Source organism: Ruegeria sp. HKCCD7628, assembly GCF_057221005.1.
The window spans coordinates 1-14,833 of the sequence record NZ_JBWVBA010000023.1 but is presented as its reverse complement, the minus strand read 5'-3'; the positions used below and the strand labels follow the sequence as shown (position 1 = coordinate 14,833).

Genomic DNA, 14,833 nt, shown 5'->3' with positions numbered 1-14,833 from the left:
AGTCTTCCTGTCGGCCATCGCTCTAGCAGCAAACGTGCTATTCTGGCTGTAAATCGATGAGGCCAGAACCTAAAGACGAACCTTGGTTCGACCGGACCACGGGCTTGTGTGGATGTTTGGCGCCAGACCGGAACTCAAGTCGCGCCTCAGATCAGGTTGAGGCTTTCATCCCAGTCCAGGGCTTTAACGCGCAGAGTATCGCCAGTTCTAACTGGGAAAGCTGGGCTAAGGCCACCCGTTGCGACCCATTGCCCTGGCAGTAGCGGCGCGCCAAGATTGCTCGCAACCTGAAGAAACTCGAAAGCAGCTCCTAGCGGACCCTTGGACAGATTGGTGGAACTGCCGCATGGGGTTTCTGTTCCATTACGCCAAGTGCGGCATGAAAACTCCTGTTGCAAGATGGTTTGATCAAATGGAGTGACCCCGGTGATCCAAAGCGCACCAGCTCCGGCCCGGTCCACGATCTGTCCGTTCAGATTTGTTTTCAACGTTTCGGGAAGAACCGATGCGGGAATTTCGAACCCGATCGACATGCGGGAAAACTGCACATCGCCGCCAGCATTGTTACTTTGCACAAGCTCGAGCATAATCTCCGGTTCAGCCAGTGGCGCATTGAGATGGGCAACTGGAATGGACGGAGTTTTTACGGACAACTCTTCTGGATGCAGCGGGCCAATGAAAATGTCTTTATTCCGGAAGACTTTCCGCGACCATGGATTGGCCCCGCCGACTTTCCACGCCGCGGTTTTTTCCATTTGCGCAAAGCTGATGGCATATGCCTCGGACACGTTTTCCGGTATGTCTGACTTTTCCAGCAGAGCGGGGCGCCCTGCTGTTCGGGCCCGCGAGAGCGCTGCGCAGAGGTATTTTGAGCGTTTTTGATCCATAATTCTACTGCAATCCCCTGTGTCGGGTAATCCATAACGCTGAATAAGCGCAGTGCAAACGAAGTTTTTCTCAATTGGCGAGTGCTCACGCCTTGGAAGGAATTCCAACTTGCTCAGGGTTTGCAGCCTGATATATTCGCCACGATTTGGCGTTCAGACTTTATTGCACGGTTTCAGAACGTTGCTTGGTACTTTGCCGCGATGAAGAGAGACTTGTTCATGACCTTGCGTGTGGCCATTGTAGGATATGGTAAAATGGGACGGATTCGTCACGAGGCCATGGAACGTCACGGCGGGTTCGAAGTGGTAGTAGCCTGCGACACATCGCAGGATCCAGATGCAAATGTTGCTATGGTTACTGACCCTTTGGCTGTCTATGACTTCAATCCGGACATCATTGTTTGCAGCGTCCCAAACATGATGATCCCGGATGTGGTTTGCACGGCGCTGGAACGCGGAAAACATGTGTTCTCGGAAAAACCACCCGGTCGTAGCTCGGATGATGTGCGCCGCATGATAGCAGCTGAGCGCGCGGCAAAAGATCGGGTTTTGAAGTTTGGCTTCAATCACCGGGTCCATGACGCGATAGAAGAGGCAAAGAAGCTGATCGACGCTGGCACAATGGGCGAGCTCTATTTCATGCGAGGCGTTTACGGCAAGGCGGGCGGCCCGGACTATGCGCAGAGTTGGCGCAACGATCCGGCACAATCTGGTGGTGGCATTTTGATTGATCAGGGCATTCACATGTTAGATCTGTTTCAGATGTTTGCTGGTCGTTTTGAGAATGTACAAAGCTATGTCCAGCGCAATTTTTGGACAGATGTTCCGGTTGAAGACAACGCTTTCGCGCTGATGAAGAACGCTGATGGCATCGTTGCCTCGGTCCACTCTTCCGCAACGCAGTGGCAACACACGTTTCGGCTCGAGCTTTACTTGCGCAATGGTTTTGTTTCGGTGGACGGCATCCTCTCGGCTTCGGGCAGCTATGGAACGGAGGTGCTGACGGTTGCGTTAAACAGGTTGGATACAACCGGAAATCCAATCCCGAACCCGGAAAGTCAGGAATTGCGTTTTACGGAAGACAAGTCCTGGGACAAGGAAGTCGCCGAGTTCTATGACGCGGTTGTAAAGGAAGAACCGTTGCGCTGCGGCACTTCTCAGCAAGCGTTGGATGTGATGGAACTGGTCGAGAGAATTTACTCCGCTGATCCAGAGTGGCATCGAATACTGCAAGACCAAACCCCGCTTCCCGATCAGGCAATCTGACAATGCAAACACCTGTTTTCCTTGATCATCTTCCCGATGTAAATACCGTCACCGGGGAAAAACCCGCTCGATACCGTCTTGCGCGTAACAAGGCATTGTTAGAGTTGATGCTGGATCGCGATACGACGTGGACGGTGCGTCGGAATTGTCCGGCCTGCGGAGGAGATTGTGCCAAGAGCAAGAACTTTTCCCAGACACTGCTGGAATTTCAGCGCTGCTCAGACTGCAACACCATTTATGCGCAGCGTGTTCCCAGCCAGCAAACGCTGGACCGTCTGCGGCTTGACATCATCAGTCGGAAAGAAACCGGAGATACAGGCAATACCCGCGAGTTTGAATACATCTCGCTCATGAATTGGATCAGCCTGACCGAGGCGCGACTGCAGCGCCCGCTTGATAAAGTTGTCGACATCCGGTTTGCCTCGCATGCGACCGCCTGGCCCGAGTCGACGCGGCGGTTAAGCCACAACCGTAGTTGGGATTTTTTGCCGCTCAGCCTCGAAAACGCTGGATTTGACAATATTGGTGAACGTCTCAGGAACATAGCGCCCCGGGCAGTCTTGATGCCGACAGAGTTAGATAGGGTCGCCGACCCCGAGGCCCTGGTTCGGACAATCAAGCACTCGGTTCCCGCTGGAACTGTGATTTTCATAGCCAGTTCCTGCGCGGACGGTTTGGAGTATGAAATCCTGGGGGCGGATTCCCCAAGTTTTATTCCGCTCGATCGGCTGACCGTTTTTTCGATCAAGGGCTTTGAGGCACTTTGCGCAAAGGTCAGGCTTTCGGTTCTTGAAATTTCAACGCCCGGTCGGCTGGACGCGGTCATTCTGGATCGCTACTTCAAGACCACTGAGAATTCAAATATCCCATTCTGGTCTGGTTTTTTTCGCGAGGCTGACCAGAACCGTTTGCATGACTTGCAAATCCTGCTACAGCGCAGCCTGAGATCCGGGGTTCTGCGCTTTGTCTTGGAAACCTAAGAGTGACCGACCCATCTTCGAAGGATGAATGGAAATGAGAGACTTTTTCCCAAACAAACGTTTTTCGAGTTGTGAAAGCTTTGCTGGCCAGTACTTCGACACCCTCTCCAAGGCTGCAGCATTAAGCAATATGAGTGCATTGGACCAGGTTAGTGCGTTGCTAATCGAAACAATCCAGGCGAGCAACTTCATCTACATCTGCGGCAATGGTGGCTCTGCCGGTATTGCCAACCACTCACTGTGTGACTTTTTGAAGTGCGTACGTACAGACACAGAGCTAACACCGCGTTTCATGTCTCTTTCCGCACATACCGAAATGAACTCGGCGCTGGCAAATGACATTTCATATGCCGAGGTTTTTGCCTACCAGCTGCAATCCATGGCCAGACCCGGTGATCTACTATGGACCGTAAGCTCGTCGGGAGACAGCGAAAATGTCGTGAGGGCGCTTGAAGTCTCAAAGGACATTGGCATGAAATCCATTTCGTTTACCGGGTTTTCAGGCGGGCGATCAAAGGACATGGCGGACGTGAACGTGCATGTTGAAGCCACGAACTACGGCGTCATCGAAGATATCCACATGTCATTCATTCATATTCTGACCCAGTATATGCGTATGTCAAATATGGACGAAGCACTTATTGCAGAACGTAAGTTTTGACCATGTCTGGTCAGCCAGCGCTAGACGGGATACGTGCGGCGTTGTGCGCAGCACTGCCAGGTTGGGTGAAGGAGGTGTTCAACGAGCAGCCAGAAATCTGGAGCAAAGGCTCAGATGGTTTGGACTTGGTCACCAATGTGGACCTGAACATGCAAAGGCTGCTCAAGGCTAGGCTGCAGGAATTGCTTCCCGGTTCCTCAGTAGTAGGAGAGGAAGACTACCGCCCGCACGAGGGTTCAGGTCCACTCTGGCTGGTTGATCCGTTGGACGGAACCGTGAACTTTGTTGCCGGGTTACCCGTTTACAGTGTTGCTGTGGTTTTGATGATCGACGGCGAACCGACGCTGTCCGCTGTGTATGATATCGTACAAAACGATCTTTATTCGGCGCAGAAGGGCGGCGGTGCCCGCCTGAACGAAGAACCCTTGCTTCCCGAGCCCAGACAATCAAATTTGGCAATTGTGTCCTCTGGGTTGCTCAAGGATTTTGCAATTGTCGCGCCTGACGCGCTTGCACAGTTGCTGACCATGTTTAAACTGCGCAATTTTGGCAGCCAGGCATTGCATTTGTGTTACGCTGCAGCCGGACGCGTCAGCCTTGTCGCTAGCCGGGAAGCAAAAGGCTGGGATGACATGGCAGGCGCCCTGATCGCGCAGGAGGCCGGGCTGCGCTATGCCAGCTATGATCTCGGTGACGCGCCGGTCAGACTAGACAACGATCAAAAAAGCCTTTGTGCGCCTCGGGAAATTTTTGAGAAGCAAAAGCCGCTATTTGCCCGCAGTTGCGTCTAAGCTGGCTATCGATGAGAAGGAAGACATGAAAACAATAGCAATGATACCCGCTCGTATGGGTAGCCAGCGACTGAAGAAGAAAAATCTTGCCCCGCTAGCAGGGCAACCGCTGATTACCCACGCGATCGAGAAATGCAAGACCTCAGGCTGCTTTGACGAGGTCTACGTTAATTCGGAAAATGCAGAGTTCGGATCCATTGCTGATCATTACGGTATCAACTTTTACAAGCGCCCCGAGGAGTTGGGCAATTCGGTCGCAACATCAGAGCAGTTTGTTTATGACTTCCTGAAAAACGTCGATTGCGACCTTCTTATTCAGGTGCATTCGATCGCACCTTTACTGACAGCTGAAGAAGTAAAGAACTTTGCCGAGGCGTTTATCGCATCGGACGCGGATGTGATGCTGTCTTGCATCCAAGACCGGATTGAAGTGGCGTATAGAGATCAGCCTGTCAACTTCACGTTCAAAGAGAAAACCAACTCACAAGATCTGGAGCCCACCCAACGCGTCACTTGGTCTATCACCGGTTGGCGTGCAAAGTCCTATATTGAGGCAGTAGAAGCTGGCACCATCGGCACTTACAATGGCAAGATCGCCTTTTACCCAGTGAGTGCGATCTCGGGCCACGTGATAAAAACACAGGAAGACCTTGATATCGCCGAAGCTCTTTTGGGCGTTCTGGCAAAACGCAAAAACGCATAAGGGTTCAGTCATGCATGTGCTTGTTTCCAACATCATGATGATAAACGAAAAAGATCGTTTTGACGCGGTTTTGCGGGAAAAAGGGTTGATGCCTATCTGGCCCGAAGTGAACCAGTTCATGGCTGAACATCAGTGTCTGGAATATGCCCAAGGCGTGGATGGTTGGCTCGCCGGTGATGATCAGATCACGAAAACCGTTCTTGAGTCTTATTTGCCGCGGCTCAAAGTGATCTCGAAATGGGGTACCGGTATCGACAGCATTGACCTTAAAGCAGCGCAGCGCCTGAACGTGCCAGTCTGCAATTCGCCGGGCGCGTTCCGGGATGCGGTCAGCGAATATGCCATTGGCCTGTTGCTTGCCGCGACACGCCGCCTAGCGCGCACCGACCGGATGATCCGCGCGGGTGAATGGCCGAAGGGGCGCTTTCCCGGAATGACAGGAAAGACCATGGGTGTTGTAGGCTATGGCGCCATCGGTCAAGGGGTGGGCCAAAGGGCGCGCGGTCTGGGCATGAATGTGATTGCGCATGATCCCCATATAGATTCAGCTCCGGACGGCACGCAGATCGTTTCGTTTGATGACCTGCTGGATCAAGCCGATGTGATCTGTTTGTGCTGTAACCAAACGCCTGAAAACTATCATCAGATTAACGCGGATACGCTGGAAAAAGCCCGTGATCAGGTGATCCTGTGCAACGTGGCGCGCGGCGGGCTTGTGGATGAAGCGGCGCTGATTGCCGCGCTGCAAAGTGGCAAAGTCGCAGCCGCAGCGCTGGATGTTTTTGAACAGGAACCTTTGCCCACCGATCATCCGCTGCTGCAGTTCGAAAACGTCGCCGTTTCAAGCCACAATGCCAACAGCACCGTGCAGGCTATCGAATATGTGCATGAAAACACGTTGAATAATCTGTACCGGCACCTGGGGTTGTAATCGTGCGGGGCGCTATGCAAGCGGGATCGACAGAGAGAGGTGAATTTGGTGGCCGACTTCATGTGACGGGTATCAGGCTGTCTAGGAATACGTCTGAGGCGCATTGTTGTTTGGATTTTTTATGACCCATCAAGCGAAGATTTTTGATGATCGCCCCTGTACCCTTGGCGAAGGCCCCATCTGGCATCCGGAGCGCCAGCAGCTTTTCTGGTTTGATATCGTCAATTCGAAACTCCTGTCGCGCGTCGGAACCCAGTCCTTTAATTGGCAATTCGACCGTAATGTCAGCGCTGCGGGTTGGATTGACCGGGACCATCTGCTGATTGCCAGCGAAACCGGGTTGAGCCGCTTCAACCTCGTGTCAGGGTCCGAAGAAATGCTCTGCGACATCGAATCCGACAACCCGTTGACGCGCTCCAACGACGGTCGAGCCGATCCCTGGGGTGGCTTTTGGGTCGGCACCATGAGCAAATCCGGAGATACAGGCATGGGAACGCTCTATCGCTGGCGTCCGGATCACCATGGGGGCGGTGAATTGCAGGTTTTGAAGCGCGATATGAGCACTCCCAACTCCATCTGCTTCGACCATAGCCGGGACTGCGCGTATTTTTCCGACACCAAAACCCGTATCATCTGGCGTATCCGGGTTGACCCCAAAAACGGTTGGCCATTGGACGAGGCGGCGATTTTTGTCGATTTGCGCGCTACAGATGACCATCCTGAACGCAAACCAGACGGTGCTGTGGTGGATGCAGAAGGATGCCTGTGGAGCGCTCAATGGGGTTCGGCCCGCGTCGCGCGCTACAGCCCCGAAGGAGCTTTCCTGTCCGCGATTGATCTCCCAACCGGCCACACGTCTTGCCCTGCGTTTGGGGGTCAGGATTTTCAGCATCTCTTTGTGACGACGGCGCGCCAGAAGGTACCCGAAAATCGTTCGAAGTGGCTTGAACATGCCGGAAACACGTTTCTTGTTCATTTGGATGTTCGTGGCTGTGCTGAACCGCGCGTTATTCTCAAATAACGATGTGGTAACCTGACTTTGTGCTAACCTATTCTGCGGGCGATTTGAGCCCATTTTCGGTGCGAACGCTCAGAGATGTTGGGCCGGATCTCAAAAGCGGCAGCCGCTACTGTGCGAAAACCGAATGGTCCACGAACTCTGCCAACAGTTTGTTGTCTTAGGCAGACAGACGCCCATCTTATACCAAGTGGATCAAATAGGCTTTTTAGATACACTTAGTCGCATCCATGACCTTCATAAAACCCCGCAGACGAAGACAGAATAGTAGCCGACGTGATCGAGCCGACGCATCAATACGGTCGATATCGCTGTCGCAGGTTCGCTGCACTGCCGAGAGAGGCGATAGGCTGTCTGAATAACATCAACTCAACGCCAACGGGACAGTTTAAGTCGACTTGATAAGAGGGGGGGTCTGGCTGATCGTAACCGCCAAGGTGTGGAGATGAGAAACAAACCCGGAACCAAGCATCGCCACGGCGAAAAGACCAAGGATCTGGATATGAATGAAAGTGAGCCTTCTCCAAGTGAATCGGCTTTTCGCTTCACTGGCACAGAAAAGTGCTTTCTGTCAGAAGCTTCTGTCTATCGCATCCTCAAGTTTCACGATCTGATCATCAGCCCGGCCTATGTGGTTTTGTCAACCGCAGACGAGTTCCAGGACAAGACAACACGGCCGAACAAGCTACGACAGACCGGCTTTATCTATCTGAAGGTGATCCGCTGGGGCTGGTTTTACGTCGGCACGATCATAGTCGATAACAGCCGATCCATCATCGCCTGGAAGCTCTGCACAACGATGACAGCCAGTGATGTTACCGATACGCTGGACCCGGCTTTGCAGGCGTCGGGCTGTGCCCAGGCGACCGTCTGCCACAAGCCGCGGCTGCTCAGCGACAGCGGGACCCGCTTGATCCCTGGCCAACTTGCTGAATGGCTGGAAGAGCAGGAAATCGATCATGTTCAAGGGGCGCCATACCATCCGTAAACTCAGAGAAAGATCGAGCGCTGGCATCAGATTGTCAAGAACCGCGTCTTGCTGGACAACTTCTACCTGCCCGGTGATCTCAGGCAGCAGATCGACGCCTTTGTCGATTACTACCGCCACCGGGGCTGTCACGAGAGCCTGCAAAACCTCATACCGGCTGACGCCTACTTCGGAGCGCGGCCATCTGTCCCAAAACCCTTGACGACGGGCACCTCCACAGTTCCTATTTACGACGGCCGCGCAAAGTGCGAGAGGCGCGCTTCAAGGAATGAGCCAAGCCACGTGCATATCGTTTCGAAGACCTAAATATACGTTTATGCTTCTTTGACTTGTCTGCCTTTGGGCGCATCCAACCGGTGTTCCGTGAACCGCCATCCAATTGAGTATCGCGCGACCCCGAAACAGCTTTCGGAATCTCACCGCGCAAAGCGGATCGAATAAATCCCACTTTTTCCGGCGACATGTAAGAGAACATAGACGCGAGGTCGTCGCGTTCAAAGTACTCATCGTCCCCGGAAAGGAACAGGTTCGGGATACCAGCCAGATATGCCTCTTTCAAATCCTCCGGCAATCGGGTCCAGGCAAAGTGCAGAAGGTGGATTTTGTAGGGAACGTAGTATTTTTGGAACTCGTCGTAGCGACCGAATTTGGTAAAAATTTCATTCATCAGCCGGACAGCGTCCAGCATTCCGATCACACGCGGATTGACCGATTGGGTCATTGAGTTTTGGTTTATTCGAAACTTGTAGAACGGCTTGTTGAGCACAAATATGTTCTGGCTGGAAAGCAAGGTGCGCAAGTTCTGTGGGTTGTCATCGAAATTGGCGCAATCGAGATCGAAATAGAGGTCCTTGTCGCGAAAGAAATCGGCCTTGAACACCTTTGCCCAAGGAAAGGGATATTGCGCGAACAGGCGCTTATGCTGCTCTTCCATCTCAAAAAGCCCCTGCTGCGGCAAATAGTTCTGAAATTCTCGATGCCGAGGCCGGCCTGTTTTGGAAACGTTGTAAAGCTCGTCGAAAAAGAAATACAACACATCTGCTTTCGTTTTCTGCATGGCTGACAGTAGCTCTTCATACGCATTAGGGACCAGCAGGTCGTCGCAGTCAAAGAAGTGCAAGTATGTGCCTTTAGCTTGTTTTACCCCAAGGTTACGAGCGGAGCGTTGGTTGGATTCTTCCTGATAAAGCGGCTTCACGCGCGCGTCTCGGCGGGCGAAATAATCCAGGATTTCCTGCGACCCGTCAGTGGATCCGTTGTTTACGCAGAGAAGTTCAAAATCACCAAAACTCTGTGACAATATCGATCCGATACAATCGGCCAGATATTGCTCGCCGTTAAAGACCGGCATAATGATCGAGAGAGCAGGCGTTCCCTCAACAGGTTGCGCAGACTTGTTATGCGCGTTCAGTGCAATTTGTTCGGCTTCCAGATGCTTAGGCCCGAATGCGTTGAGCAACGCCTCTATGTCTTCCGTGACTTGTAACTGCGGGCGGCCAAATTCTGCACCCGAAACGGAATATACGTAATACTTCAAAAGCCGCGCGACATGATCTTCGAATGACGTCTTTTGCGCCGATGTTAAGCCTAACTGAAGGGCATTCAAAATATCGTCTCTGAGAGCGTCCCTGCCGCTCAGTTCATAAACCGCGCCAGACCCGTTCAACTGATTGCGCCCAAGCATCAGGACAGGAGTGTCCCGCAATAACGCTTCGTAGTTGCTTTGCGAAACCTTGACCAGCGCAAGGTCGGCAATCTGCAGGCAGTCATCAAGGTTAACGTCCTTCAAAACCGTTACATTGGGGTACTCGTCTTCAAGGTCCAGTCCGCGCGTGATCGAAATGGGATGGGGCTTGTAGACTAGGTGGGTGCCCAGATCGCCCGCAAATGCCTCGGACAAGTTGCGAACAACATCGTCATTATCGCTAAAAAAAGGTGAATGATAGGTCCGGGCGTTGTCGTCGTAGGGCACATGGCCGGAAAAGGCACAATTGCTGCCGATATAGGCGACAATCTTTTTCCCTGAACTTTTTAGCCTCAAAAGCTGGTTCGAATCGGATGGCGAAACATCGATTTTGACGTTCCGCGTTGGCCGATCGCGCCGGGTCTTCTCGAGATAATTTTTGGCGGCTAACCTGTCGGCATCCGCCAACGGCAATGCGTTAAAGGCGTCAAAATTCTGGGCGACCCAGCTTTCGCCCATGTGACCAAGGCAGTCAAAGGCCAGTGTTTCTGGAAGAACACCGAGCTCCATGGTTAGAAACGGGATGCCGCGTTGCTTGCAAATTTGCCTAAGGATTCGCGAGCACAACAAATAGGCACCCCAGCCAACAACGACATCCGGTCTGTAGTAAGATATTGCTTTACTTAAATAAATATATGCCGCATTTGCCACTGCGCGGGCATTTCTTTGCGAACATCCATATTCCTTGACCAAAGCGGCGATCGCATCCGAAATTGCCTCTTCGGGAATATCGCTTCGTCTAAGTCCGAACTGGCGGCCAAAACGATTATTGAAAACCGTGCGTGTCACATGAGCCAACAGGTCAGGCAAATCCTCGGCGATCAGCCCGTCATTGCCATTGGCGTTTACGTTTCCATCGATAACCGCTAGGTCAAATTCGTTGTTGTCGAGGAAATCCGCCAATGTGCCGCGCAGTGGGCGATGACTACCGGTGTCGAGCCAAGAAAAGAACAGCATCCGCTTCTTTTGGCTGTCGGTCGTCAACTTCATCCATTCTTCGCGGGCTGCAGCTTTGGTCTCTATGTTGTGCTCGGTGAAAAACGGCGACGGGGCGTCAAACGGGTCGTAATCGGTTAACTGGCGGATTTCATCAAACCGTTCCGTTTGCTCTTCCACAAAGAAATATGCATTTTCGTCGACCAAATAGGATGGTGCGATTGAACGATAGCCCCTCCAAGCGCCACCCGCGAAGTGCACAACATACGGTTTTTCTTTTGTTTTCTTGTGAAAGAACTCTTGCGGGCTACGCTCGTCCAGCAGATTTTCCCCGCCGTTGCACAGATGCAGGACATCCCCTTCCTCAAACAAGCGGAACAGCTTGGGATCCTGGGCCCGGATCAACCGCACCAGATCCTGATCGTGCCAGAGGCAGTCCCGGAACAGTTCGATGTGACAGCTTGAGAAAAGCGCTTCGACCCGCCGGAATATCGAACGCATTGTCCTGGGGGAAGAGATCACAAACCCGATGTTTATTTCATGCTGGCCAAAATCCAACCCGTCGCTTGCGTGAAGTCGGGAATAGTGAGCATTTTTCATCCACAGGTTGGTGCCCGGCAAATTTCTGTTTTCTTCCTGCCAATACCATAACGCATCTGGATCAGACTGAGCGGTACGACGAAACAGGTCATTTATATCACGCTGAAAGTAAAGATCGTTGTCGCACAACGCCACAGCGTCATAGTTTCGACCGAACTTTTCCACCCAATCATTGATGATCAGCTTGCTCATTCTCTTGTTGCGGTACAGAAGAAAAGCGTCGTCTTCTTCCAGTTTTCCACGCAGGAATTCAGGTTGAGATCGAGCTATGTCACGACGGTATTTCCAGTTCTGGAAGCTGGTCAGTGGATTGATCAGAAAGCGGATTCCACGGCTTTCGAGGTATTCCTGGCACCCTGCGCTCAGATGGGTCGAGATGACCCACAAATCCCCATTGAAATTACCTTTTTCCGGGTCGAACAGGGACTCTATCATCAAATTGGCTTGCGCCACATGCATGGTGTTGGCTGTAAAAACAATTGCGTTTTTAGACATCTCGGAAATTCTCGTTACCGAAAGATTTTTGCATTGAAAGTTCTTTCTGATCGGGCCGGCGACGCAATACGTTAGATCGCAATTGCACGGCAATTTCTATACGGGTCTGATAAAAAATGCTGGTGCTTCTTCGCCGTCAGTCACTTTAGCCTCGAACCCACGGGCGGTATCAAGAGCCTCTCGAATCGTCACGTCCATATCAAGATAGCGGTATGTACCAAGTCGGCCTACAAACGCTACGCCGCGAGTGGCATTGGCAAGATCAACATATGCGCTCAGCAGTTCTTTTTCTTTGACTTGGCGAATTGGGTAATAGGGAATATCTCCGAACTCTGCCGAGCGCGAAAACTCACGATAACAGACAGAGCTTTCGTGTTCCTCCCAAGGTGCAAAATGCTTGTGCTCTGTAATGCGCGTGTAAGGTACGGTCTCTTCGCCGTAATTCATTTCTGCGCATCCCTGATAATACCCGTCATAGTCAAACCGTTCGAAATCAAGCGTTCGATATCCCAGCTGCTCCAACTCACAATCAAAATACTCGTCGAGCGGGCCGGAATAGAACACATGATCATCACCCTCTCCCATCGCGCGAGCGAAGCTTGTGTTCAGGTGAATTGTGATTCCGGGGTGGTCCAATATCGCCCGTATCATGGCACTATAGCCGTTTTTGGGCATGCCCCGGAATTTATGAAAGAAATAATTGTCGTCATAATTGAATCGCACTGGTAGCCGTTTCAGGATGGAAGCAGGCAGCTTAGACGGGTGCATGCCCCATTGTTTGATCGAATAACCCTTGAAAAAGGCTTCATACAGATCTTTACCAACAAAACGCAGCGCCTGTCTTCAAAAGTCTTTGGAACAACAATGCTGCTGTCCGCCTGTTCTTCGGCGATAAATCTCTTTGCCTCGTCCGGCCACATTGTTTTGCCGAATAACTGGTTGATGGTGTGCAAATTGATTGGAAGCGAAAAAACGCTTCGCTTGCCACTTGGATCACGACAGGTCGTCTTAACCCGATTTTTAAAGGGCAGGAATTCTTCAAACCGGTTGACGTAGCCCCACACTTCGTCATCATCTGTGTGGAAAATGTGTGGGCCGTACACATGGAGCATCATGCCGGAGTCAGGATCGCGGGCAGTATGACAGTTCCCACCGATGTGATTGCGGCTGTCGACTATAGTTATATCATGCCCAGCTTCGGCTAAATGGCGACCGGTTACGGCACCTGAAAGCCCGGTCCCCACCATCAGATATTTTTTTGTCATGCCCTGCCCAACCATATGGTCTTATCAGCGCAAGTGTTAATAGAGTACCTGTCTTTACGCAATCACACTTGTGGGATCTGCCCGGTGCCCCAAGGCCGCGAAGGCGACGCAGCTAAACAGTATGGATTAGAGGCAAGAATCTGCACAAAAATCCATCAGAAATAACAATCGCCCGTCTTCCCGGCGCACCCTTTTAGGCAGCTGAAAAGCTAGAAATGAGCAGCCACCGAAGACGATCCATGAGCAAGGTCTGTCTTTTGCTTTCGCTCCAACGAGGAGCTGCCACGGAAGTAGATCCTAGTTCTCTTGTGACGACTTGAGTATTTTTACGAACTCATTTCCAACACGAACCCTGGTCGCGCTGTCTTCTGGACAACCCTGTATGGGTTGCTTAGGGTTACGCGATGAGTGGAACTTTGAGTTTTGCTCAAACTGCCTCGTTGTCACTAGAACTAATGGCCGCTCAAAAGGTTATCAAGTTTGGAGCTCGGTAATTTATCATGGTTCCACTATGGAAAATCAAAAGAGAGTTGCAGCGTGCTTTTGTACCCGGGTATCGGACCAGAATTTATTCAAATGTCAGCAAGCAGGATAAAAACTACCTAAACGGATTGACCAAAAAATACGCAGGAAATAGATGTTTTATCATTGGGAATGGTCCAAGCCTTACCGCTTCGGACCTTGAAAAGATAAAGGATGAGATATCGTTTGCTTCCAATAAAATTTTTCTGATTTACGATCAAACATCCTGGCGTCCCAATTTCTATTGTGTTGAAGATAAGCTGGTTTTTACTCAGTGCATTGATGAAATACAAAAACTGTCTGGATGCAAAAAACTGTTTCCGGCCAATTTTTTTTCTGACACTAAGAGATTCGAAGGTGCGGTGTGTTTTCCTTTGATACCACCCAAAAACTGGGATAACCCGCTGGAAGATTCTGAATTCCCTGAGTTCAATCCAGACCTGTCCAGCGGGATCGCGTGGGGGTCAACAATAGTTTACACCGAGATACAATTAGCGATAGCCATGGGTTTCACAGAAATCTGCCTGCTGGGTCTGGACCACCAATATACCGACGGTAAAGTCTCTGAGGGCGAAAAGGGTGTTATGGTCAGCGACGGAGAGCAGAACCACTTTCACCCGCTTTATCGCCTTCCGGGGGAAAAATGGCACTCACCAAATTTGCATGTTCTGGAGGTTTCCTATGCAAAAGCCCGCACGGAAGCGGAAAAATTGGGTGTACGCATTGTCAATTGTTCCAGACGCACGAGGCTGAATGTCTTTGAGAGTGAGGAACTGGAGAGTGTCCTAGCCCGTAGCTCGAGTGGTAGGCCCAATTTGACTGGCCAAGTTTAATTGTTACCGCATGATTGGGTTCTGGTCCATCGAGGCAATAGTATCTTTTGCCTGCAGGAGGTAACCGAGTACTCTGCGTGGTCTTTTGGCGAAGAAACCAAACAGGCGGCTCACTGCCGCTCACCAATCTCGTGGTCCCTAGGTTCTGGACCTATTAATTTGGTTGCCGTCGACTTGGCTGCGTGATTCAAGCCCCTGAGTTTCAGGGGTATA

Annotated in this window: 10 protein-coding genes and 2 pseudogenes; 9 read left to right on the top strand and 3 right to left on the bottom strand. The window is 51.5% G+C overall.

Annotated features, from left to right (window positions below; genetic code table 11):
- Nucleotides 1-146: 146 nt before the first annotated feature.
- Nucleotides 147-887, bottom strand: a complete 741-nt coding sequence (locus tag AC2TAD_RS21815) for a hypothetical protein (protein ID WP_480870590.1) — start codon at nt 885-887, stop codon at nt 147-149.
- 201 nt (nt 888-1,088) lie between these two features.
- On the opposite strand from AC2TAD_RS21815, the gene AC2TAD_RS21810 reads away from it, so the two are divergent.
- The 8 genes and pseudogenes from AC2TAD_RS21810 to AC2TAD_RS21775 form a co-directional block, all read left to right on the top strand.
- Nucleotides 1,089-2,153, top strand: a complete 1,065-nt coding sequence (locus AC2TAD_RS21810) for a Gfo/Idh/MocA family protein (RefSeq protein WP_480870587.1) — start codon at nt 1,089-1,091, stop codon at nt 2,151-2,153.
- A gap of 2 nt (nt 2,154-2,155) precedes the next feature.
- Complete coding sequence (locus AC2TAD_RS21805; protein WP_170756220.1) at nt 2,156-3,133, top strand: hypothetical protein; 978 nt, start codon at nt 2,156-2,158, stop codon at nt 3,131-3,133.
- Between the two features lie 34 nt (nt 3,134-3,167).
- The gene (locus AC2TAD_RS21800) at nt 3,168-3,794 is read left to right on the top strand and encodes an SIS domain-containing protein (RefSeq protein WP_170756219.1); all 627 of its coding nucleotides are present in this window, start codon (nt 3,168-3,170) and stop codon (nt 3,792-3,794) included.
- A gap of 2 nt (nt 3,795-3,796) precedes the next feature.
- Nucleotides 3,797-4,585: an inositol monophosphatase family protein gene (locus AC2TAD_RS21795; protein WP_480870584.1), complete on the top strand. Its 789-nt coding sequence runs from the start codon at nt 3,797-3,799 to the stop codon at nt 4,583-4,585.
- Nucleotides 4,527-5,288, top strand: a complete 762-nt coding sequence (locus tag AC2TAD_RS21790) for an acylneuraminate cytidylyltransferase family protein (RefSeq protein ID WP_480870582.1) — start codon at nt 4,527-4,529, stop codon at nt 5,286-5,288. Before AC2TAD_RS21795 ends, AC2TAD_RS21790 begins: the two co-directional genes overlap by 59 nt.
- A 10-nt stretch (nt 5,289-5,298) precedes the next feature.
- Entirely contained in the window at nt 5,299-6,219 is a 921-nt protein-coding gene (locus tag AC2TAD_RS21785; protein WP_480870579.1) for a phosphoglycerate dehydrogenase, read from the top strand.
- Between the two features lie 121 nt (nt 6,220-6,340).
- Nucleotides 6,341-7,240: an SMP-30/gluconolactonase/LRE family protein gene (locus tag AC2TAD_RS21780; protein ID WP_480870576.1), complete on the top strand. Its 900-nt coding sequence runs from the start codon at nt 6,341-6,343 to the stop codon at nt 7,238-7,240.
- A gap of 490 nt (nt 7,241-7,730) precedes the next feature.
- A pseudogene (locus tag AC2TAD_RS21775) lies at nt 7,731-8,399 on the top strand (transposase); the annotation flags it as partial.
- Nucleotides 8,400-8,448: 49 nt separating this feature from the next.
- Here AC2TAD_RS21775 and AC2TAD_RS21770 read toward each other — a convergent pair.
- The gene (locus AC2TAD_RS21770; RefSeq protein ID WP_480870573.1) at nt 8,449-12,000 is read right to left on the bottom strand and encodes a glycosyltransferase; all 3,552 of its coding nucleotides are present in this window, start codon (nt 11,998-12,000) and stop codon (nt 8,449-8,451) included.
- Between the two features lie 96 nt (nt 12,001-12,096).
- Nucleotides 12,097-13,265: pseudogene (locus tag AC2TAD_RS21765) on the bottom strand (UDP-galactopyranose/dTDP-fucopyranose mutase family protein).
- A 500-nt stretch (nt 13,266-13,765) separates the two neighbouring features.
- Here AC2TAD_RS21765 and AC2TAD_RS21760 point away from each other — a divergent pair.
- Entirely contained in the window at nt 13,766-14,620 is an 855-nt protein-coding gene (locus AC2TAD_RS21760) for a 6-hydroxymethylpterin diphosphokinase MptE-like protein (protein WP_480870571.1), read from the top strand.
- The last annotated feature ends 213 nt before the right edge of the window (nt 14,621-14,833 follow it).